Genomic DNA, 21,358 nt, shown 5'->3' with positions numbered 1-21,358 from the left:
AGACATCACGAGAGGTGCGTATGCACGATCCGTTTGAACAGTCTTTGCGTGACATGCTCAAGGCATCACCGTCCACCCGGGATGACGATGCGTGCCTTGGACGTGTACTGAAAACCGCCAACCGCCAGGTCGGCGCCGGTGATCTGTTCAGCCTGCTGGGCCGCTGGCTGCCCGCGCTGATGATCGCCCTGAATAACGGATCGGCCCATGTCGCTCCGGTTTCCCGTCACCGTAAACCTACCGTTCGCACTGCTGATAAGGCTGATTGAATATGGAACTTGATCTCTGGACTCAGAGCCTCGTCGCTGCAATGACTGCGTTATGGACCAAGGTTGCGAATTTCATCCCGAACCTGTTCGGCGCATTGGTTGTGCTGCTGTTGGGTTTCGTCGTTGCGAAACTTTTGGACACTTTGTTGTCCAAGTTGCTCGCCAAGCTGGGGCTTGATCGCCTGATGGGCGGCACCGGACTGACCAAATTGCTGTCCCGGGCCGGCCTTCAAGTGCCGATCTCTACCTTGATTGGCAAGATTGTCTATTGGTTCGTTCTGCTGATTTTTCTGGTTTCTGCCGCAGAATCTCTTGGACTTGAGCGAGTTTCGGCTACGCTAGACATGCTTGCGCTGTATTTGCCGAAAGTATTCGGCGCCGCGCTGGTGCTGCTGGTGGGTGTTCTGCTCGCCCAATTGGCCAATGGGCTGGTACGTGGTGCAGCAGAGGGCGTAGGGCTGGACTACGCTGCGGGCCTGGGGAGAATTGCCCAGGGCCTGGTAATTATCATCAGTATTTCGGTCGCGATCAGCCAGTTGGAGGTCAAGACTGATCTGCTCAACCACGTGATTGTGATCGTATTGATTACCGTTGGTCTGGCGGTTGCGCTGGCCATGGGGTTGGGAAGCCGGGAAATTGCTGGCCAGATTCTTGCGGGAATCTATGTGCGTGAGTTGTATCAGGTTGGGCAACAAGTGCGTGTTGGCGAGGTCGAAGGTCAGATCGAAGAGATCGGTACGGTTAAAACCACCTTGCTGACCGATGAGGGTGAGCTCGTCTCGCTCTCCAATCGGATCCTCCTGGAACAGCATGTGAGTAGCCGCTAACCCGGCAAACCCTGCTAATGTATGCCGCCGCAAAAATGCCCTGAAAAGGGTTGCGGCGGACATTGACCTGACTGTCGGCCCGACTTGTTTTGAATAAAGCTCAATCGCTGTCCACGCGCTACGACCCCCGCGAGCTCTCTGATGAGGAGTTGGTCGCGCGCTCGCATGCCGAGCTGTTTCACGTAACGCGCGCCTATGAAGAACTGATGCGGCGTTACCAGCGAACATTATTTAACGTCTGCGCGCGATATCTTGGGAACGATCGTGATGCAGACGATGTCTGTCAGGAAGTGATGTTAAAGGTGTTGTATGGCCTGAAGAACTTCGAGGGCAAATCGAAGTTTAAAACATGGCTATATAGCATCACGTACAACGAATGCATCACGCAGTATCGGAAGGAACGGCGAAAGCGTCGCTTGATGGATGCTTTGAGTCTGGACCCCCTCGAGGAAGCGTCTGAAGAAAAGACGCCGAAACCCGAGGATAAAGGTGGACTCGATCGCTGGTTAGTGTATGTGAACCCGATTGACCGTGAAATTCTGGTGCTACGATTTGTCGCAGAGCTGGAATTTCAGGAGATCGCAGACATCATGCACATGGGTTTGAGTGCAACAAAAATGCGATACAAACGTGCTCTAGATAAATTGCGTGAGAAATTTGCAGGCATTGCTGAAACTTAGTTCGGCGCAAATATCTCTTACGTGTAGGCAAGGTCTGATAGACTTGCCGCCGAGTTGTCCCCCGGTTTGCGGGACTGCTTTACAATCACCAGATGGGGATTTAACGGATGAAACTGAAAAACACCTTGGGCTTGGCCATTGGTTCTTTGATTGCCGCCACTTCGTTCGGCGCACTGGCACAAGGCCAAGGCGCAGTTGAAATCGAAGGCTTCGCAAAGAAAGAACAATTCGACAGCGCTCGTAACTTCAAGAACAACGGCAACCTGTTCGGTGGCTCGGTTGGTTACTTTCTGACCGACGACGTTGAACTGCGTCTGGGCTACGACGAAGTGCACAACGCGCGTTCCGACGACGGTCGTAACATCAAGGGCGCTAACACCGCTCTGGACGCTCTGTACCACTTCAACAACCCGGGCGACATGCTGCGTCCGTACGTATCGGCTGGCTTCTCCGATCAAAGCATCGGTCAGAATGGCTCCGGCGGTCGTAACCGTTCCACTTTCGCCAACGTTGGCGGCGGTGCCAAGCTGTACTTCACCGAGAACTTCTACGCCCGTGCTGGCGTTGAAGCTCAATACAACATCGACCAGGGCGACACCGAGTGGGCTCCAAGCGTCGGTATCGGTGTGAACTTCGGTGGCGGCTCCAAGCCTGCTGCTGCTCCAGTTCCAGCACCGGCTGAAGTCTGCTCCGACAGCGACAACGATGGCGTTTGCGACAACGTTGACAAGTGCCCGGACACCCCAGCCAACGTAACTGTTGACGCTGATGGCTGCCCAGCAGTTGCTGAAGTTGTTCGTGTTGAACTGGACGTGAAATTCGACTTCGACAAGTCGGTAGTCAAGCCTAACAGCTACGGCGACATCAAAAACCTCGCTGATTTCATGCAGCAGTACCCATCCACCAGCACCACTGTTGAAGGTCACACTGACTCCGTCGGTCCTGACGCTTACAACCAGAAGCTGTCCGAGCGTCGTGCAAACGCCGTTAAGCAAGTTCTGACCAACCAGTACGGTGTTGAATCGTCCCGCGTTCAGTCTGTTGGCTACGGCGAATCCCGCCCAGTTGCTGACAACAAAACTGAAGCTGGTCGCGCTGTAAACCGTCGCGTAGAAGCGCAGGTTGAAGCTCAAGCTAAGTAATTAGCTCGCCGCTCTGAAAAGCCCGGCTTAGGCCGGGCTTTTCTTTGTCTGCGATTTGATGAGGGCAGGGTTGAAACGAGAGGGAGTCAGGCTGAATGATTGACCGCAGTCGCGGGCAAACCACCGTCCAGAATGGATACGCTCGCACAGGCCGCCACAGCACCGATCACCAGGATCGCCGGGCTTTTGAGCTCGAAGCCGTTGGCATCTTCTTCCATCGCTGTCAGGTCGCTCCGACATTCCCGTTGGTGTGGCAGGGACGCGTTTTCAATCATCGCCACCGGTGTATCCGCCGCCATTCCGCCGGCCAGCAGATGCTCACGGATCTCGCTCAGTTTTGCCACACCCATATACACCACCAGCGTGGTGCCACCTTGGGCCAGGGCTTGCCAGTTCAGGCTGCTGCCATCCTGAGTGTGGGCGGTGACCAGTGTCACGCCACGAGCAACACCGCGCAGGGTCAACGGAATATCGCATTGCGTCGCGCCGGCAAGCCCGGCGGTGATGCCATTGACCAGTTCCACTTCGACCCCCTGTTCGCGCAGCCACTGCGCCTCTTCGCCGCCCCGGCCAAAAATGCATGGGTCGCCACCCTTGAGCCGCACCACGCATTTACCGTGGCGGGAATAACGCAGCATCAGGCGATGAATGAATGCCTGAGGTGTGGAGCGACAGCCGCCGCGCTTGCCCACGGAAATGATCCGCGCCTGCGGGCAATGCTCCAGCACCGCGTCGTTGACCAGGTCATCGATCAGCACCACATCTGCTTCGCTTAACGCCCGCACGGCCTTGAGGGTCAACAATTCCGGATCGCCAGGACCCGCACCCACCAGCCAGACTTTTGCGCTCATAGTGTTTTCCTCACGAGGTGACGGCCACCGGCCGCGCGGTAGCGGCCAGTAAACGCTTGATTTCCGGGACGCAGGAGCCGCATTGCGTGCCACAGCCCAATTCTTGTTTCAAACCCTGCAGGTCCAGGCCGCGGCTGATGCCGGCGCAGACCGCGCTTTGGCTGACGTTTTTGCAGTTGCACAGGGTTTTGTTTCCGATGGCCGGGGTACTGGTGTTGCCCGGAGGTGCGCTCAGCGGTGCCAGCAGCCAGCGCCGCAGCTGTTCGTCAGCGCGACCTTCCAGCCACAGGCTTTGCAGCCAGTGTTGGGCAAGGGTTTCACCGGTCAGGCGAATGGCAGTGATCCGGCCGTTCTCGATCCGCACCCGTTTACCGATGGAGCGCCGTGGGTCGTCGTAGGCCAAAACCGGGCCTTCGTTGAGTCCCAGGCATTGATCGATATCACGCAGCAATTGCGGCTCGGGCGCGATGGCGCTGGCAGCGCGTATCAGCAGTGCGGGGCGTTCGCGGCCGGCCAAGCTGAGGCTCGCGTAGGAAAACGCCTCGCATAGTGGTCGTAGCGCCTCGAAATGTTGTTGAACATCGCCCTCGATCAGGGCGAATAGGTTCCACGGCAGTTGCACCGGTTCCAGGCGCACGCCGCTGTGTTTGAGTTCGGGTTGTTTCGATAGCGGGTCGAAGGCGGGAAGAGTGAGAGTGTTTACGCCGCCCTTGAGGAAGCGGTCCCCCCAATGCATCGGCAGAAAGGCCTGCCCGGGACGCACGCTGTCGTCGGCTCCGACGGCGACAATTACTGCGCCACGGCGACTTTTCAGGCCGACCAGGTCGCCCGATTGCAGCCGTTGCCGACGCAGTTCATCCGGGTGCAAACTCAACACGGCTTCGCTGACGTGGCCGAATAGCTGTGCGGCGGTGCCGGTGCGGCTCATGCCGTGCCATTGATCCCGCAGGCGGCCGGTGATCAGGGTCAGCGGGAAGCGCGCGTCGCGTTGTTCCTTGGCGGCGCGGTACGGGTCGGCCACGAATTGCGCGCGTCCACTGGCCGTTGGGAAAATTCCGTCCAGGTACAGCCGGGCCGTGCCTTCACTGGCGCCAGTGGGGAAGGGCCATTGCTGCGGACCGAGGCGGTCGATCAGTGCATGACTGATGCCGGACAAATCCAGATCACGCCCGCGCGTCAATTGCTTGTACTCGTCGAAAACCTGCGCCGGCGTTTCAAAGGCAAACAGGCTGGTTTGCCCAGGACGCAGATGTTTTTCCAGGCGCTGTGCGAAATCCACGGTGATCGACCAGTCAGAGCGGGCTTCACCGGGTGCGACGATCGCTTGGCGAACGTGGGAAATGCGACGTTCAGAGTTGGTCACCGTGCCGTCCTTTTCGCCCCAACTGGCGGCGGGCAGCAACAGGTCAGCAAACGCGGCGGTTTCGGTGGTGCGGAAGGCCTCCTGCAACACCACGAACGGGCAGGCTTGCAGTGCTTCGCGCACGGCGGTTTGATCCGGCATTGATTGCGCAGGGTTGGTGCAGGCGATCCACAGTGCCTTGATCTTGCCGCTGCGCATCTGCTCAAACAACTCGATTGCGGTGAGCCCGGTGTTTGCAGGCAGTTGATCCACGCCCCAATACGCCGCCACTTGCGCGCGATGTTCGGCATCGGCGGCTTCGCGATGGCCTGGTAGCAGGTTCGACAAGCTGCCGGTTTCGCGGCCACCCATGGCATTCGGCTGACCGGTCAGGGAGAACGGTCCGGCGCCAGGGCGGCCGATTTGCCCAGTGGCCAAGTGCAGGTTGATCAGTGCGCTGTTTTTCGCGCTGCCGGCGGTGGACTGGTTCAAGCCCATGCACCACAGCGACAGGAAACTCGGTGAAGTACCAACCCAGTTGGCGCATTGCTGCAGATGCTCGACGCTGATTCCGCAGAGCTGCGAAACCATCTGCGGGGTGTAATCGCGCACCAGGTTCTTCAGGTCGGCCAAGCCTTCGGTGTGGGCCTTGATGAAGTCGCGGTCGACCCAGTCTTCCCACAGCAGCAGGTGCAAAATCCCATGGAATAAGGCGACATCGGTGCCTGGCAGAATCGCCAGATGCAGGTCAGCAAGCTCGCAGGTGTCGGTACGACGCGGGTCGATGACGATGACTTTCATCTGCGGCCGACGGGATTTCGCTTCCTCCAGGCGACGGAAAAGTATCGGGTGGGCGTAGGCCATGTTGCTGCCGACAATCATCACGCAGTCGCTCAATTCCAGGTCTTCGTAACTGCACGGCGGTGCGTCGGCGCCCAGGCTGCGCTTGTAGCCGACCACTGCCGAAGACATGCACAGGCGCGAATTGCTGTCGATGTTGTTGGTGCCCACCAGCGCCCGCGCCAGTTTGTTGAACGCGTAGTAATCCTCGGTCAGTAATTGCCCGGAGATGTAGAACGCCACGCTGTCCGGGCCGTGTTCGGCGATAGTCTCGGCAAAAACGCGGGCGGCATGATCGAGGGCAGTGTCCCAGTCGGTGCGGCTGCGGGCCAGGCCTTTGCCCAGGCGCAGTTCGGGATACAACACTCGGGCTGCAAGGTCGCCAGTCAGGTGCAAGGTAGAGCCTTTACTGCACAGTTTGCCGAAGTTGGCCGGGTGGGCCGGATCGCCGTTGACGCCGAGAATGCGTTCGCCGTCATGCTCGATCAGCACGCCGCAGCCGACCCCGCAATAGCAGCAGGTGGAAGCGGTGATCTGGTTCATCAGCTTGCTTCCCGCAGGGCCAGCAACACCCGGCCATTCACGACCCGTGCTGAATGGTGGTGAGCGCAACCGATGTCCGGGGCCTGGGCTTCACCGGTCTGAAGGTCGATCTGCCAGTTATGCAGCGGGCAGGCGACCCGTTTGCCATAGATCAAACCTTGGGACAGTGGCCCGCCCTTATGCGGGCAGCGGTCATCAAGTGCGAAAACCTCATCGTCGCTGGTACGAAAAATCGCGATGTCACCTTTCGGGCCGGCGATGATCCGCGAGCCCAGCGCATTAATTTCTTCCAGTGCACAGATATCCAGCCAGTTCATGCCGGCACCTCCAGATTCATCACCGTGATGACGTCGAATTCTTTCTTCAGCAACGGTTGTTCCAGGCGTTCCTTCCACGGGTCCTGCTCGAACGACAAGGAGAATTGCAAGCGATCGTTGAGCGCCTTGCGTCGCTCCGGGTCTTCCAGCACGGCTTTCTTGACGTGTTCCATGCCGACCCGTTGCAGGTAGTGCACGGTGCGTTCGAGGTAGAAAGCTTCTTCGCGATAGAGCTGCAGGAACGCGCCGTTGTATTCACGCACTTCTTCGGCGGTCTTGAGCTTGACGAAGAATTCCGCGACTTCGGTTTTGATCCCGCCGTTGCCACCGATGTACATCTCCCAGCCCGAATCCACGCCGATAATTCCGACGTCCTTGATGCCCGCTTCCGAACAGTTGCGTGGGCAACCGGAGACGGCCAGTTTCACTTTGTGTGGCGACCACATGTTGAACAGGTCGTGCTCAAGCTCGATGCCCAGTTGCGTGGAGTTCTGGGTGCCGAAGCGGCAGAACTCGCTGCCGACGCAAGTCTTCACGGTGCGGATGGATTTGCCGTAGGCGTGGCCGGACGGCATGTCGAGATCCTTCCAGACACCCGGCAGGTCCTGCTTCTTGATCCCCAGCAAATCAATACGCTGGCCGCCGGTCACCTTGACCATTGGCACGTTGTATTTGTCGGCCACGTCGGCAATGCGCCGCAGCTCCGAAGGATTGGTCACACCGCCCCACATCCGAGGGACTACAGAATACGTGCCGTCTTTCTGAATGTTGGCGTGGGCCCGTTCGTTGATCAGGCGCGATTGCGGGTCGTCCTTGGCTTCGCCCGGCCAGGTGGAAATCAGGTAGTAGTTGAGCGCCGGGCGGCACGAGGCGCAGCCGTTCGGTGTGCGCCAGTTCAAATAGCTCAGGGTGACGGCGATGGTCAGCAGATGCTGCTCGCGGATGGCCTGGCGGATTTGCCCGTGGTTCAAGTCGCTGCAACCGCAAATGGCTTTTTCGCTTTTCGGTTTGACGTCTGCGGCTCCGCCCACGGTGTTGATCAGGATCTGTTCCACCAACCCTGCGCAGGATCCGCAGGAGCTGGCAGCCTTGGTGTGTTTCTTGACGTCGTCGACGCTGAACAACCCGTGTTCCTGAATCGCCTTGACGATGGTGCCTTTGCACACGCCGTTGCAGCCGCAGACTTCGGCGGTGTCGGTCATGCTCATGGCTTTGTCCTGGCCTTGATGTCCTACGTCGCCCAGGGCCAGCTCCATGGATGAAGAGCCGCCGAACATCAGGTGATCGCGGATCTGCGCGATGTCGTGATTCTCACGGATCTGTCGGAAGTACCAGCCACCGTCTGCCGTATCGCCGTACAGACAGGCCCCCACCAGCACGTCATCCTTGATCACCAGTTTTTTGTAGACCCCGCCGATAGGGTCGCAGAGGGTGATGGTTTCGGTGCCTTCGCCGCCCATGAAGTCGCCGGCGGAGAACAGGTCGATGCCGGTGACTTTCAGTTTGGTCGACGTCACCGAGCCCTTGTAGGTGGCGAAGCCCAGTTGGGCGAGGTGGTTGGCGCAGACCTTGGCCTGTTCGAACAGCGGTGCCACCAGGCCGTAAGCGATACCACGGTGGCTGGCGCATTCGCCGATGGCGTAGATGCGTGGGTCGTAGGTTTGCAGGGTGTCGTTGACCAGAATCCCGCGGTTGCAGGGGATGCCGGATTTTTCCGCGAGTTCGGTGTTGGGGCGAATGCCGGCGGCCATCACCACCAGATCGGCGGGGATGATGTCGCGATTCTTGAATGCAACCGAGCCGACCCGGCCATTGCCAGCATCGTGCAGGGCCTGGGTTTGCTCGCAAAGACGAAAATGCAGGCCGCGGGCTTCCAGGGCGGTTTGCAGCAACTGGCCGCTGGTTTTATCCAGTTGCCGTTCCAGCAGCCATTCACCGATATGCACCACGGTCACGTGCATGCCGCGCAGCATCAGACCGTTGGCGGCTTCCAGGCCGAGCAGGCCGCCACCGATCACAACGGCGTGCTTGTGGGTTTTCGCGGTGTCGATCATTGCCTGGGTGTCGGCGATGTCGCGGTAGCCGATCACGCCCTGCAAGGTGTTGCCGGGAATCGGCAGGATGAACGGGGTCGAACCGGTGGCGATCAGCAGGCGATCGTATTCGGCCTCGCTGCCGTCTTCGGCGATGACCCGGCGTTTGACCCGGTCGATCTCCACCACTTTTCGGTTGAGCAGCAGCGTGATGTTGTTCTTCAGGTACCAGTCCAGATCATTCAGCACGATTTCTTCGAAAGTTTGTTCGCCGGCCAGCACGGGCGAGAGCAGGATGCGGTTGTAGTTGGTATGGGGTTCAGCGCCGAAGACCGTGATGTCGTACAGCTCATTGCTCAGCTTGAGCAGTTCTTCCAGGGTGCGAACCCCGGCCATGCCGTTGCCGATCATCACCAGTTTTAGTTTTTTCATCAGGTTCTCCGGGGAGCTCGGACCCGCCTCATCAGGGCTTTCAGGTCTTGCTCGACAAAATTTGCGCAAACAAAAAAAGGCGTCCCGCTAGTTGCCTAGCGGGGACGCCTTTGTCCTGGTCCCGTTCTCTCGGGAAGCGCATCCTTCGTCGTTGAAGGCTGGGCTTTATGTAGGGTGAGAAAGGTAATGCAGTGGTTGTGCCAAGTTCTTCAGATGCCGGGATTTGCTGGGATTGCTCGTGGTCTCAACCCGAGGTCAGTGATTTATTGCACCGAATCAACGCGCAACGCTCATTAATGGAGCGCCACAACCAACAACACCAGGTTCACCAGCAACGACACCAGCGCCAAGGTCCGCCAGACCTTCAACGGTTCGCGCTCCAGCAACGGTCTGGGTCGCACGCTCAAACTGCGCCGCTCGCCCTGCTCCAACAGCAGCAACCATTCTTCCGCCGTTTCAAAACGCTGACCCGGGTCCGCCGCCACGGCGCGCTCCAGACTTTGTGCAATCCATTCCGGCAGGTCGGGTCGATAGCGACTGGCGCTGACAGAAACCCCGAATCGTGGGCGCTGGAAGGCTTCGATTTCGCCGTAGGGATAATGCCCCGTGAGCAGGAAATACAAGGTCACGCCGACGGCATACAGGTCCTGTTGCGGTGTCGGTACTTCCCCGCGAAAGGCTTCCGGCGCGATATAGCTGGGCGTTCCGGGCAAGGCAGAAGGCTGGTCTTCGGACAGGCCGGGGCAGTAGGCGAGACCGAAGTCGAGCAGGCGTAATTCGCCGTCGTCCCCCAGCAGCAGGTTCTCCGGTTTGATATCGCGATGTAGAATCTGCCGTCGATGCAGCATGCCCACGGCGCGCAGCAGGCGTTCGGCCAGATCCTGCCATTGAGGCAGAGGCAGCGATCCGACATCGGCGTGCAGCTCCGCCAACGTAGATCCGCAATACTCCCGCATCACGTAGTACAAATGCTGACGTTGACTGGCGGCATGGACTTCAGGGAAATGCCGCCCGGCCACGCGCTTGAGAAACCATTCTTCCGACAGCAACGCCTGCCCGGCCAAGTGATCGTCGCGCAGTGCGCCGGGCAAGGTTTTCAGCAGCCAGGGTTGTTGTTGCCCATCGCGCACCCGATAGAGCAACGACTGCTGGCTCTGAGCAAGTATTCCTTCGACCTGCCAACCGTCGAAAGTCTGGCCTGGTTTCAAGGTTGGCGGCAGTGGCCATTGCTGCAAATGAATCAACGCATCGCCGATGCTCGTTTCACCGAGGGCATCGACCCGCACCAGCAAGGCGCTGGCGTTGTCCTGGCTGCCGGCCAGATGCGCGGCGCTGACCAAGGTCTGCGCAGCGCTGTTCAAATCCGGTTGATCACGCAAAATGCCCGCAATCGCGGTGTCACCCAGCACGGCCCAAATGCCGTCGCTGAGCAATACGAAACTTTCGTTCAAGCGCAGTTCACCATCGAGAAAATCCAGCACCAAATGCTGATCGAGCCCAAGTGCCCGTTTGAGCACGTGCTGCATGCCCGGCTGGTCCCAGACGTGATCCTCGCTGACCCGTTGCAAGGTGTCGGCGTGCCAGCGATAAACCCGGCAATCGCCTACATGGGCCAAGGTAAATCGCCTACCGCGCATCACCAAAGCACTGACCGTAGTGAGCAACGGTTGCCCGCCGCCATTGGCCTGCAACCAGCGATTTTGTGCCAGTAGCAGGCGATCCAATGCCTGCGCGACGCCCCAGGTTTGCGGCGTGGCGTAGTAATCCAGCGCCAGGGCTTGCAACGTCGAACGAGCGGCGAGACCACCATCGGCGCACTGGCTGACGCCATCGGCGATGGCGAACAGGTAACCCTTGCTCGCCGCCAGCGCCGGGGCCGGAGTCACCAGGCGCAGGGCGTCCTGATTCTCCTCGCGGGGGCCAATGGCGCTCGCTTGGGCAAAACTCAGTTGCAGGCTCATTCAGCCCTCACACCCGTGCAGCGGTCACGGCCGCCGAACCCCAAGTGGTTCTCCAGCGACGTTTCACACCGTGCAGGCCGAACCAGGCGAGCACGCCAAGGCTGGCGAACAACCACAAGGCCAGTTGATAGCTGCCGGTGCTTTGCTTGATCGCGCCCATGCCCGCTGCCAGTGCAAATCCGCCGATACCGCCGGCCATGCCGATCAAACCGGTCATTACACCGATCTCGCGGCGAAAACGCTGCGGCACCAATTGGAAAACAGCGCCGTTACCGGCGCCCAAACCGAGCATGGTGCAGACGAATAGTGCGAGTGCCGCGTAGGAACTTGGCAGATTGAAACCCACCGCTGCGATGCAGACCGCCGCTACCGTGTACATCCCCAAGAGGGTGCGAATGCCACCGAAACGGTCAGCCAGAGCGCCGCCCAACGGACGCATCAAGCTGCCACCGAACACACAGGCTGCGGTGTAGTAACCGGCAGTCACCGGGCTCAGGTCATATTGGTCGTTGAAATAGCCGGGCAGGGCGCTGGCCAGGCCGATGAAGCCGCCGAAGGTCACGCTGTAGAAAAACATGAACCACCAGCTGTCGCGGTCGCCCAAAGCCTTGAAGTAGTCGGACATGGACTTGGCTTTTGGCCGCTCAGGCGCGTTTTTGGCCAGCCAGGCGAAGACGATGAGGGTCAGAATCAACGGGATCAGGGCGAAGCCGAACACGTTGCTCCAGCCAAATGCAGCGGCCAGCACCGGGGCGATCAGTGCGGCGAGTACGGTGCCCGAGTTACCGGCACCGGCGATACCCATGGCTTTGCCTTGGTGTTGTGGTGGATACCATTGCGACGCCAGTGGCAGGGCGACGGCGAAGGACGCGCCAGCCATGCCGAGGAACAGGCCCAGCACCAGCGCTTGTTCGTAACTGTGAATGCCGAGTTTCCAGGCGCCGAACAAGGCGCAGATGACGATCACCTGGCCAATCAGCCCGGCGGTTTTCGGCGACAGGCGATCAGCCAGCAACCCCATTACAAAGCGCAATACTGCCCCGGCCAGAATCGGCGTGGCCACCACCAGTCCGCGCTGTTGTGTGGTCAGGTGCAGGTCGGCGGCGATCTGCACTGCCAATGGGCCGAGCAGGTACCAGACCATGAAACTCAGGTCGAAATAGAGGAAGGCCGCGAACAATGTCGGGGTATGGCCAGATTTCCAGAAGCTTGAATTCATCGCGCACCTCAGCTGTTTAGGAGTCTCGAGAAGGAGTCATGAGCTTGCGGGTGGGGCGCCGCATCGGCCGCACCACCGGCCCCGGTCTGTGGGGCCAAAACAAAAAAACGCCGCCACCGGATTTGCCAAAGGGCAAATGAGGTGAGCGACGTCTTTGTCGTAGGTGGGGCAACCGCCGTTGGTTACCTGTAGCGATTACCTAGCGAGATCTGTGCCACATTCACGCTGATCGATGGGGGAGTCAGCCGAGTAACTCACTCATGGCGATGATCTGCTCTGCCACCTGAACCAGCTTCTGCTGACGGCTCATGGCCTGGCGTCGCATCAGGGTGTAGGCCTCTTCCTCGTTGCAGTCCTTCATTTTCATCAACAGCCCTTTGGCCAGTTCGATGCGCTTGCGCTCGGCCAGTTGCTGGTCACGGGCGTTGAGTTGGGCGCGCAGGGCCTGGTCGCTTTCAAAACGCGCCATGGCCACATCGAGAATCGGCTGCAAGCGCTGTGCGTGAATGCCTTCAACGATGTAGGCACTGACGCCGGACTTGATCGCCTGACGCATCACATCAGGGTCATGTTCATCGGTAAACATCACGATCGGCCGCGGTTGGTCGCGGCTCACCAGCACCACTTGTTCCATCACATCGCGGCTTGGTGACTCGGTATCGATCAAAATCACGTCCGGACGCACCGTTTCGACGCGCGCGGGCAGGTCGATGGTCAGGCCCGACTCGTCGATCACCTCGAACCCGGCTTCGATCAGGGCCGCCTTCAGGCGGCCGACTTTCTTCGCGGTGTCGTTGATCAGCAGGATACGCAACATATTCGCAGTCTCCTGTCAGCGGCTGGCGAGAAGGGGCGAGCGGTCGCTCAGAGCGTGCAGCTTGAAACTGCGGGCATAGCCGGCGGGGTCCAGGCCGTCCCAGACCTTGCCGTCGATCAATTGGCTGCTGCGCAGTGGCTGATCACTCACGACCACACCTACGGTGGTGGCAGCCTCTCGATACACGTCTAGTTGCTGGACCTGCCGGGCCACGGCCAGGTAGTCCGGGTCGTCGCGCAACAAACCCCAACGGCGGAACTGGGTCATGAACCACATGCCATCGGACAGATACGGCAGATTGACCTCGCCATCACCGTGGAAGCGCAGCGCGTGCGGGTCCTGCCAGCGATTACCCAGGCCATCGGCGTAGTCACCGAGCAATCGCGGTTCGATACAGTCGAGTGGCGCGTCCAGGTATTGCGGGGCACTCAACAGCTTCGCGGTGCTGCGGCGATTTTCGGTGTTTTCATCGATGAAGCGGCTGGCTTGCAGGATCGCCATCACCAGCGCCCGGGCGGTGTTGGGATAGTGCTCGACAAACGCGCGGGTGCAACCGAGGACTTTTTCCGGATGATCGGGCCAAATGGTTTGCGTTGTGGCCATCGTGAACCCCAGGTTCTGCTGCACTGCGCTGGCGGACCATGGCTCGCCGACGCAGAAACCGTCGATGCGCCCGGCTTGCAGGTGCGCGACCATTTGCGGCGGTGGCACGACCACGCTGTCGACGTCCTGTAACGGGTGGATGCCCTGACTCGCGAGCCAGTAATACAGCCACATGGCGTGGGTGCCGGTAGGAAATGTCTGGGCGAAGGTGAGTTTTGGGCGGCTTTGGTGCACGTGCCGGTCCAGTGCTTCAGGACTGGTCACGCCCAGCGCCTGTAAGCCATGGGAGAGGTTGATGCTCTGGCCATTCTGATTCAGGCCCATGAGCACCGCCATGTCGGTCGACGCGACACCGCCGATGCCCAGATGCACGGCGTAGATCAAACCGTACAGACTGTGGGCGGCGTCGAGTTCGCCACTGACCAGTTTGTCCCGCAGGTTGGCCCAGGACGACTGGCGCTTGAGGTTGAGGGTCAGGCCATAAGGCTGGGCAAAGCCCTGCGTGGCCGCAACCACCACGGAGGCGCAGTCACTCAGGGCCATGAAGCCGAGGTTGATTTCGGTCTTTTCCGGGGCATCGCTGCCGTTGACCCAGGCCAGAGGGTTGGCTGGAACTTCAATCATCAGTAAACACCTTCCCTAAAAAAGCGTCGTACCGGGCTGCTTGCCAGGGCAAGGCCAAGTGACGACGCCTTTGTCTTTCGACTCATCCCGCCGTTGGCATGAGTGCTGATGTCCGTGACGGTGCAAGGCATATGCCATCGCTCGTTGATTTTGTCGCGCGCCTCGCCTGCAACCCCGATGCCCGGCTATAATCGCCGCCACTTTTCGTAGCCCAGAGTCAAACCCGCCCATGTACACCCTGGCCCGTCAGCTGTTGTTCAAACTTTCCCCGGAAACCTCCCACGATCTGTCCCTGGACCTGATCGGCGCGGGCGGGCGTTTGGGCCTCAACGGCTTGCTGTGCAAGGCGCCGGCGAAAATGCCGGTAACTGTCATGGGCCTGGACTTCCCGAACCCGGTCGGGCTGGCGGCCGGTCTGGACAAGAACGGCGCGGCCATCGACGGTTTTGCGCAACTGGGTTTTGGTTTTGTCGAAATCGGCACCATCACGCCGCGCCCGCAGCCGGGCAATCCGAAGCCACGCATTTTCCGTTTGCCGGAAGCCGAGGCGATCATCAACCGCATGGGGTTCAACAACCTCGGTGTCGATCACTTGCTGGCTCGAGTGGCCGCGGCCAAGTTCAAGGGCGTGCTGGGCATCAATATCGGCAAAAACGTCGATACCCCGGTTGAGCGGGCGGTCGACGACTACCTGATCTGCCTGGACAAGGTCTATGCCCACGCCAGCTACGTGACGGTCAACGTCAGTTCGCCGAACACCCCGGGCCTGCGCAGCCTGCAATTTGGCGATTCGCTGAAGCAATTGTTGGCCGACCTGGCGACGCGTCGCGCAGAACTGGCGCTGCGCCACGGCAAACATGTCCCTCTGGCGATCAAGATTGCGCCGGACATGACCGACGAAGAAACCGCTCAGGTCGCGCAAGCGCTGATCGATACCGGGATGGACGCAGTGATCGCCACCAACACCACCCTGAGCCGCGTCGGCGTTGAAGGCATGGAACACGGTGATGAGGCGGGCGGCCTGTCCGGCGCACCGGTTCGCGACAAGAGCACCCACACCGTGAAGGTGCTGGCCGCCGAACTGGCCGGTCGCTTGCCGATCATCGCCGTGGGCGGTATCACCGAAGGCAAGCACGCGGCTGAGAAAATCGCGGCGGGTGCGAGCCTGGTGCAGCTCTATTCCGGCTTCATCTATAAAGGTCCGGCGCTGATTCGTGAATCGGTGGATGCGATCGCGGCTTTGCGGTAAACGGCAGGCATAAAAAAGGGCTCCTTGAAGGAGCCCCTGGGCCGAAGCCCGCCGCCCGGATGGGGCGTGCGTGGTAAGTCGTTACGTAATCAGATCATCGTGTCGGAATGTGTGCCCTGTGTTAGCCGACGGCGTGAAGTTCGTTGAGTCTATGGATTCCCGCAGTGCCGGTCATACCGTCCCAGTTGTCGCCGCGTCCTTCTCGCCAGCCGTTAATCCAGGCTTGGCGTACCGACGGTAGAGTAAATGGGCAAAGCTCACGGGATTTGCCACCAACGCCATATTGATATCCGCGTAAAAATGCTCTTTCCAACGGATCACGCTTAAGTCTTCTCATAGGGTGTTGCCCTCACTTGTTGACTGTATTAATCGCGTCGACCTCAATCGAGGTCTGGCAGAAAAACTCCTGCCGTTGGGGCTCGCTGCCGGCGTCGCGAGCCAAGGTGTTGACGTCATTGCGGCGTTAACCTGTATTGAGTTCTAACCAAAGCGTCACATCGAGGGAATGATCGTTTTGTCATAAGGACGTAACGATAAAGATGGTATGGCGATAAGTAACACCACGGTTGTCCCGTGTTTATTGGCAAAACCCCGGTATGATCAGCGCCGCGCTGCATGATGGGGTTAATCCTTTAGTGAGAATGTTTCCTGTTGAACAGAGGACTATTCGACGAAGGGTCGACTTATGACATTTTGTTGCATCAACTTTTTTATCTGCCTTTGCATCTAAGCTCTTTTAACCCGAGCTTGCAGGGGTGGGACGGCACACCTTCGTGCCACGCGGGCGCTCTTTTAGAAAAGCGCCTGATTGAAAACCGGGCCGGCAATGCGTTGCCGGCTCACTTAGCTAAAGGCTCTGAAATTCCAATGTCCGATCAATTCGAAATCTTCCTCACTTGCCCCAAAGGCCTTGAAGGCCTGCTCATCGAGGAAGCCATCGGGCTTGGCCTTGAGGAGGCGCGTGAGCACACCTCTGCCGTGCGTGGCATGGCGACCATGGAAACCGCTTATCGCCTGTGCCTGTGGTCGCGTCTGGCGAACCGGGTGCTGCTGGTGCTCAAGCGCTTCCCGATGAAAGACGCCGAAGACCTTTATCACGGTGTGCTGGATATCGAGTGGCAAGACCACATGCTCAACGATGGCACCCTGGCCGTTGAGTTCAGCGGTCACGGCTCGGGCATCGACAACACCCACTTCGGCGCCTTGAAGGTCAAGGACGCCATCGTCGACAAACTGCGCACCCCGCAGGGCGATCGTCCTTCCATCGACAAGCTCAACCCGGACCTGCGCATTCACCTGCGCCTGGACCGTGGCGAAGCGATCCTGTCCCTCGACCTCTCCGGCCACAGCCTGCACCAGCGCGGCTATCGCTTGCAGCAGGGCGCGGCACCGCTGAAGGAAAACCTCGCGGCAGCGATCCTGATCCGTTCCGGCTGGCCGCGCATTGCGGCCGATGGCGGCGCGCTGGCTGACCCGATGTGCGGTGTCGGTACGTTCCTCGTCGAAGCCGCGATGATCGCCGCCGACATGGCACCGAACCTGCGCCGTGAGCAGTGGGGTTTCACGGCCTGGCTCGGTCACGTCCCGGCCCTGTGGAAAAAGCTTCACGAAGAAGCCACTGAGCGTTGCGCGGCCGGTCTGGCCCAGCCACCGCTGTGGATTCGCGGTTACGAAGCCGATCCGCGTCTGATTCAACCGGGCCGCAACAACGTTGAACGTGCCGGCCTGAGCGAGTGGATCAAGATCTATCAGGGCGAAGTCGGGACGTTCGAGCCGCGTCCGGACCAGAACCAGAAAGGCCTGGTGATCTGCAACCCGCCTTACGGTGAGCGTCTGGGTGACGAGGCGAGCTTGCTCTATCTCTACCAGAACCTCGGTGAACGTCTGCGTCAGGCCTGCCTGAACTGGGAAGCCGCGGTATTCACTGGTGCCCCGGACCTGGGCAAGCGCATGGGCATCCGCAGCCACAAACAGTATTCGTTCTGGAACGGCGCGTTGCCGTGCAAGTTGCTGCTGATCAACGTCACGCCGGACCAGTTCGTCACCGGCGAACGTCGCACGCCGGAACAGCGTCAGGTCGAGCGTGAACAAGTTCAAGCCGAAGTCGAAGTCGCAGGCAACGACGTAGCACCCGGCAAGTACGAGAAGTACAACAAGAACGGCAACCCGATCAAACCGGCACCGGTGGTGATCGAGCAGCCACGCTTGAGCGAAGGCGGGCAGATGTTTGCCAACCGTCTGCAAAAGAACCTCAAGGCCCTCGGCAAGTGGGTCAAGCGTGAAGGCGTTGACTGCTACCGCGTCTACGATGCCGATATGCCGGAATACTCGATGGCCATCGACCTGTATCAGGATTGGGTCCACGTCCAGGAATACGCCGCGCCGAAATCCATCGATCCGGAAAAAGCCTCGGCGCGCATGTTCGATGCCCTGGCTGCCATTCCGCAGGCCCTGAATATCGACAAGAGCCGCGTGGTGGTCAAGCGTCGCGAGCGTCAGAGCGGCACCAAACAGTACGAACGCCAAGCGGCACAGGGCAAGTTCGTCGAGGTCAATGAAGGCGGCGTGAAGCTGCTGGTGAACCTTACGGATTACCTCGACACCGGGCTGTTCCTCGATCACCGGCCAATGCGCATGCGGATTCAGAAAGAGGCCGCCGGCAAGCGCTTCCTCAACCTGTATAGCTACACCGCAACCGCCAGTGTTCACGCAGCCAAGGGCGGCGCGCGCAGCACCACCAGTGTCGACCTGTCGAAAACCTATCTGGACTGGGCGCGTCGCAACCTGTCGCTGAACGGTTTCTCCGACAAGAACCGTCTGGAGCAGGGCGACGTGATGGCCTGGCTCGACGCCTGCCGTGACGAATACGACCTGATCTTCATCGATCCGCCGACGTTCTCCAACTCCAAGCGCATGGAAGGGATCTTCGACGTGCAGCGTGACCAGGTGCAATTGATCGACCTGGCCATGGCGCGCCTGGCGCCGGGTGGGGTGTTGTACTTTTCCAACAACTTCCGCAAGTTCCAGCTCGAGGAAAACCTTGCCGAGCGTTATGCGGTCGAGGAAATCACCGCCCAGACCATCGATCCGGATTTCGCCCGTAATGGCAAGATCCACCGTGCCTGGAAAATCACGGCTCGTTGACACTTGAAAGGATTGGATCCACAGAGCCTTGATTTTTAAAGGCTCTTGGCTTCTTTCTGTGCTGGTCAAATTGATGGCTAATGGCTATAACTCAACGCATGGCCAATGGGCTTTCCTGCACATGGCGTTTTGAGTTGCGTCTATGTCGTTGCCCGCCTTGCGCCCGAAGATCCTGGGGCTTATCAGTGAAGATGTCTCGGCCTGGCGGGTCGCACTGCTGGTATTGGTTGTCGGCGCGATTCTCACGGGATTGTTGGCGTGGTCGACGCTGAATCTGTTCCACCATCAATTGCGGCAACGTTTCCAACTGCTGGCCAGTGAACGTTACAGCCGTATCGAAGAACGCTTTGAAGATCAGGAGCAGCGCCTCGATGGGCTGCGCCGGTTCTTTGCCAATTCCGACTCGGTCTCCCGCGCGGAGTTTGACGGTTACACCCAACCGCTGCTGCGCCGGACTCAGGCCTATTCGTTCGCCAAGCGGGTAACCGGTGCCGAGCGGGAGGAGTACGTGGCGGTGCTGTATAGCCAGACCCAAAGCAAGCAGGGTTCGCCGCTGGGCTACGACGTGGGGGCCCAACCCTTGCGCCGTAGCACCCTTGAACGAGCCGATCAGCACGGAGGCATGGCGGTATCGCAGCCAATGCATCTGGCCAGTATCGAACCGGCCCATGCGCGCGGCGTGCTGCTGGTCGCACCGGTGTTGTTGCGCAATAGTCCGGCGACGGCGGGGGTGAAACCGTACGGTTATGTCATGGCCGTGATCAGCATGCATCAGCTGCTGGCGGACGGGCTAACGGAGGCTGGCCGTGACTATCTTTCGGTGCGCATCCTCGACTTATCCACAGACCAGCACGAAGTGCTTTATGAGTCTCCCGGCACGGCGGTGCCCAGTGAGTTGTCCGCGACCCGGCTGTTACGGCTTGCCGACCATGACTATCAAGTCGACATTCAGCCCAGCGATGCCTTTGTGCGAGCCAATCACTCTGCGGTGACCACCCTGGTGGTGCTGGGCGGTTTGCTCAGCCTGTTGCTCAGTGCCTTGCTTTATGTGCTGGCAAGTCAGCGTCAACGGGCGCTGAATATGGTCGAGCAACGGACCGAGGAACTGCGCGCCCGCGAGCAGGAGTTGCGCGGCACCCATGGCCAATTGCGTGGCGTGCTGAATGCCGCGACCCAAGTGGCGATCATCGCCACTGACCTGCGCGGGGTTATCCGCACCTTTAATGCCGGGGCAGAGCACATGCTTGGCTATACCAGCACCGAGGTGGTGGGCCACATGACCCTGGAAAACCTGCACCTGCCCCGAGAGCTCCTGGCACGTTCGGCTGAGTTGAGCGCGCGCTATGGCAAACCGATTCCGACCTGCCAGGCGATGTTGGTCGAGGGCGGCGAGGAGGGCGGTCACGAAGCGCGCGAATGGACGCTGCTGCGTCGCGACGGCAGCCATTTGACGGTGAACATGCTGGCGACCCCGGTCCTCGACGAGCAAGGCTTGTGGGTCGGACACCTGGCGATCTGTATCGACATCACTGAACGCAAACGGGTCCACGAGGTCCTGGCGGCACGGGACCTACTGTTGAAGAAACTCAGCGCCCATGTACCCGGCGGGATCTACCAATTCAAGATGGAGTTCGATGGGCGCTTCAGCGTGATCTACGCCAGCGACGGTATTCGCCAGATCTACGAACTTGAACCGGATGAACTGTTGTCCAACGCCGAAGCGATTTTCACGCGGGTTCATCCGCAGGACACCACCCGGGTCCGCGCTTCGATCCGGGCATCAGCGAACACCCTCAGCCCCTGGCGCGAGGAATACCGCGTGCAGTTGCCCCTGCGCGGCTTGCGTTGGGTTCGTGGCGAGGCGACACCGGAGGAACTGCCCGGTGGCGGCGTGCTCTGGCACGGCTACATCTCGGACATCTCCGACTTGAAACGGGTGGAAGAAGAACTGCGGGCGCTATCGATCACCGACTCTCTGACCGGGATCCACAACCGCCGCTATTTCCAGGAACGCCTGACCACTGAAATGGCCCGGGTCGAGCGCGGTGGCGGCGAACTGTCGGTGATCATGCTCGATATCGACCATTTCAAACGCATCAATGACCAGCATGGTCACGCTGTCGGCGATCGGGTGTTGCAGATAGTGTGCGAACGCATCGGCCTTCGGTTGCGGCGCACCGACGTGTTCTGTCGTCTGGGGGGCGAGGAGTTCATGGTGCTTTGCCCGGACATCAACGGCGAGCATGCTCATGTCCTGGCCTTGCAGCTATGGCAAGGGTTGCGCAGTTCGCCGATCGAAGGCGTCGGGACAGTGACCGCCAGTTTCGGGATTGCCAGTTGGCGAGTCGGGGAGGGCGCGGATGCACTGCTGCTGCGGGCGGATTCGGGGGTGTATGCGGCGAAACAGGCAGGACGGGATCGGGTAGAAGAAGAGATGAACTAGAACTGCCAGCCTGATCGTTCCC

16 protein-coding genes are annotated in these 21,358 nt (G+C 59.9%); 7 read left to right on the top strand and 9 right to left on the bottom strand.

The window, feature by feature from the left end:
* The first annotated feature begins 20 nt into the window (after positions 1-20).
* The 4 genes from ACXPVS_RS08230 (at position 21) to ACXPVS_RS08215 (ending at position 2,918) form a co-directional block, all read left to right on the top strand.
* On the top strand, positions 21-269 hold the full coding sequence (locus ACXPVS_RS08230; RefSeq protein ID WP_008146303.1) for a hypothetical protein: 249 nt from the start codon (positions 21-23) through the stop codon (positions 267-269).
* Between the two features lie 2 nt (positions 270-271).
* Complete coding sequence (locus ACXPVS_RS08225) at positions 272-1,096, top strand: mechanosensitive ion channel family protein (RefSeq protein WP_458509482.1); 825 nt, start codon at positions 272-274, stop codon at positions 1,094-1,096.
* Positions 1,097-1,185: 89 nt separating this feature from the next.
* Entirely contained in the window at positions 1,186-1,776 is a 591-nt protein-coding gene (sigX, locus tag ACXPVS_RS08220) for an RNA polymerase sigma factor SigX (protein WP_458509481.1), read from the top strand.
* Between the two features lie 107 nt (positions 1,777-1,883).
* Complete coding sequence (locus ACXPVS_RS08215; RefSeq protein ID WP_458509480.1) at positions 1,884-2,918, top strand: OmpA family protein; 1,035 nt, start codon at positions 1,884-1,886, stop codon at positions 2,916-2,918.
* Between the two features lie 86 nt (positions 2,919-3,004).
* Here the strand turns inward: ACXPVS_RS08215 and cobA are convergent, their stop codons facing one another.
* The 8 genes from cobA to ACXPVS_RS08175 all read right to left on the bottom strand — a co-directional run bounded on the left by cobA (position 3,005) and on the right by ACXPVS_RS08175 (position 14,500).
* Complete coding sequence (gene cobA, locus ACXPVS_RS08210) at positions 3,005-3,769, bottom strand: uroporphyrinogen-III C-methyltransferase (RefSeq protein ID WP_458509479.1); 765 nt, start codon at positions 3,767-3,769, stop codon at positions 3,005-3,007.
* Positions 3,770-3,779: 10 nt separating this feature from the next.
* The gene (locus ACXPVS_RS08205) at positions 3,780-6,494 is read right to left on the bottom strand and encodes a nitrate reductase (protein WP_458509478.1); all 2,715 of its coding nucleotides are present in this window, start codon (positions 6,492-6,494) and stop codon (positions 3,780-3,782) included.
* Positions 6,494-6,811 (bottom strand): nitrite reductase small subunit NirD, encoded by a 318-nt coding sequence (gene nirD / locus ACXPVS_RS08200; RefSeq protein WP_458509477.1) that lies wholly within the window; start codon positions 6,809-6,811, stop codon positions 6,494-6,496. Before nirD ends, ACXPVS_RS08205 begins: the two co-directional genes overlap by 1 nt.
* Positions 6,808-9,276: a nitrite reductase large subunit NirB gene (gene nirB, locus ACXPVS_RS08195; protein ID WP_458509476.1), complete on the bottom strand. Its 2,469-nt coding sequence runs from the start codon at positions 9,274-9,276 to the stop codon at positions 6,808-6,810. Before nirB ends, nirD begins: the two co-directional genes overlap by 4 nt.
* Positions 9,277-9,569: 293 nt before the next feature.
* Positions 9,570-11,237 (bottom strand): protein kinase domain-containing protein, encoded by a 1,668-nt coding sequence (locus tag ACXPVS_RS08190; RefSeq protein ID WP_458509475.1) that lies wholly within the window; start codon positions 11,235-11,237, stop codon positions 9,570-9,572.
* Between the two features lie 7 nt (positions 11,238-11,244).
* The gene (locus tag ACXPVS_RS08185; RefSeq protein WP_458509474.1) at positions 11,245-12,456 is read right to left on the bottom strand and encodes a nitrate/nitrite transporter; all 1,212 of its coding nucleotides are present in this window, start codon (positions 12,454-12,456) and stop codon (positions 11,245-11,247) included.
* Between the two features lie 241 nt (positions 12,457-12,697).
* Positions 12,698-13,273: an ANTAR domain-containing response regulator gene (locus ACXPVS_RS08180; RefSeq protein ID WP_458509473.1), complete on the bottom strand. Its 576-nt coding sequence runs from the start codon at positions 13,271-13,273 to the stop codon at positions 12,698-12,700.
* Positions 13,274-13,288: 15 nt separating this feature from the next.
* Positions 13,289-14,500, bottom strand: coding sequence for a CmpA/NrtA family ABC transporter substrate-binding protein (locus ACXPVS_RS08175; RefSeq protein ID WP_458509472.1), 1,212 nt, complete (start codon positions 14,498-14,500; stop codon positions 13,289-13,291).
* Positions 14,501-14,729: 229 nt separating this feature from the next.
* Here ACXPVS_RS08175 and ACXPVS_RS08170 point away from each other — a divergent pair, with 229 nt between their 5' ends.
* Positions 14,730-15,749 (top strand): quinone-dependent dihydroorotate dehydrogenase, encoded by a 1,020-nt coding sequence (locus ACXPVS_RS08170; protein ID WP_458509471.1) that lies wholly within the window; start codon positions 14,730-14,732, stop codon positions 15,747-15,749.
* A gap of 121 nt (positions 15,750-15,870) precedes the next feature.
* Here the strand turns inward: ACXPVS_RS08170 and rmf are convergent, their stop codons facing one another.
* Positions 15,871-16,086, bottom strand: coding sequence for a ribosome modulation factor (gene rmf, locus ACXPVS_RS08165; RefSeq protein ID WP_003223300.1), 216 nt, complete (start codon positions 16,084-16,086; stop codon positions 15,871-15,873).
* A gap of 530 nt (positions 16,087-16,616) precedes the next feature.
* On the opposite strand from rmf, the gene rlmKL reads away from it, so the two are divergent.
* Positions 16,617-18,893, top strand: a complete 2,277-nt coding sequence (gene rlmKL / locus ACXPVS_RS08160; protein WP_458509470.1) for a bifunctional 23S rRNA (guanine(2069)-N(7))-methyltransferase RlmK/23S rRNA (guanine(2445)-N(2))-methyltransferase RlmL — start codon at positions 16,617-16,619, stop codon at positions 18,891-18,893.
* 142 nt (positions 18,894-19,035) lie between these two features.
* Positions 19,036-21,336 carry a sensor domain-containing diguanylate cyclase gene (locus tag ACXPVS_RS08155; RefSeq protein ID WP_458509469.1) on the top strand — a complete coding sequence of 767 codons (2,301 nt, stop codon included), beginning with the start codon at positions 19,036-19,038 and terminating at the stop codon, positions 21,334-21,336.
* Positions 21,337-21,358: the final 22 nt, after the last annotated feature.

This window comes from Pseudomonas sp. Ma2-10 (genome assembly GCF_054330215.1).
The sequence above is the reverse complement of the archived record's forward strand: the minus strand, read 5'-3'. Positions and strand labels throughout refer to the sequence as shown.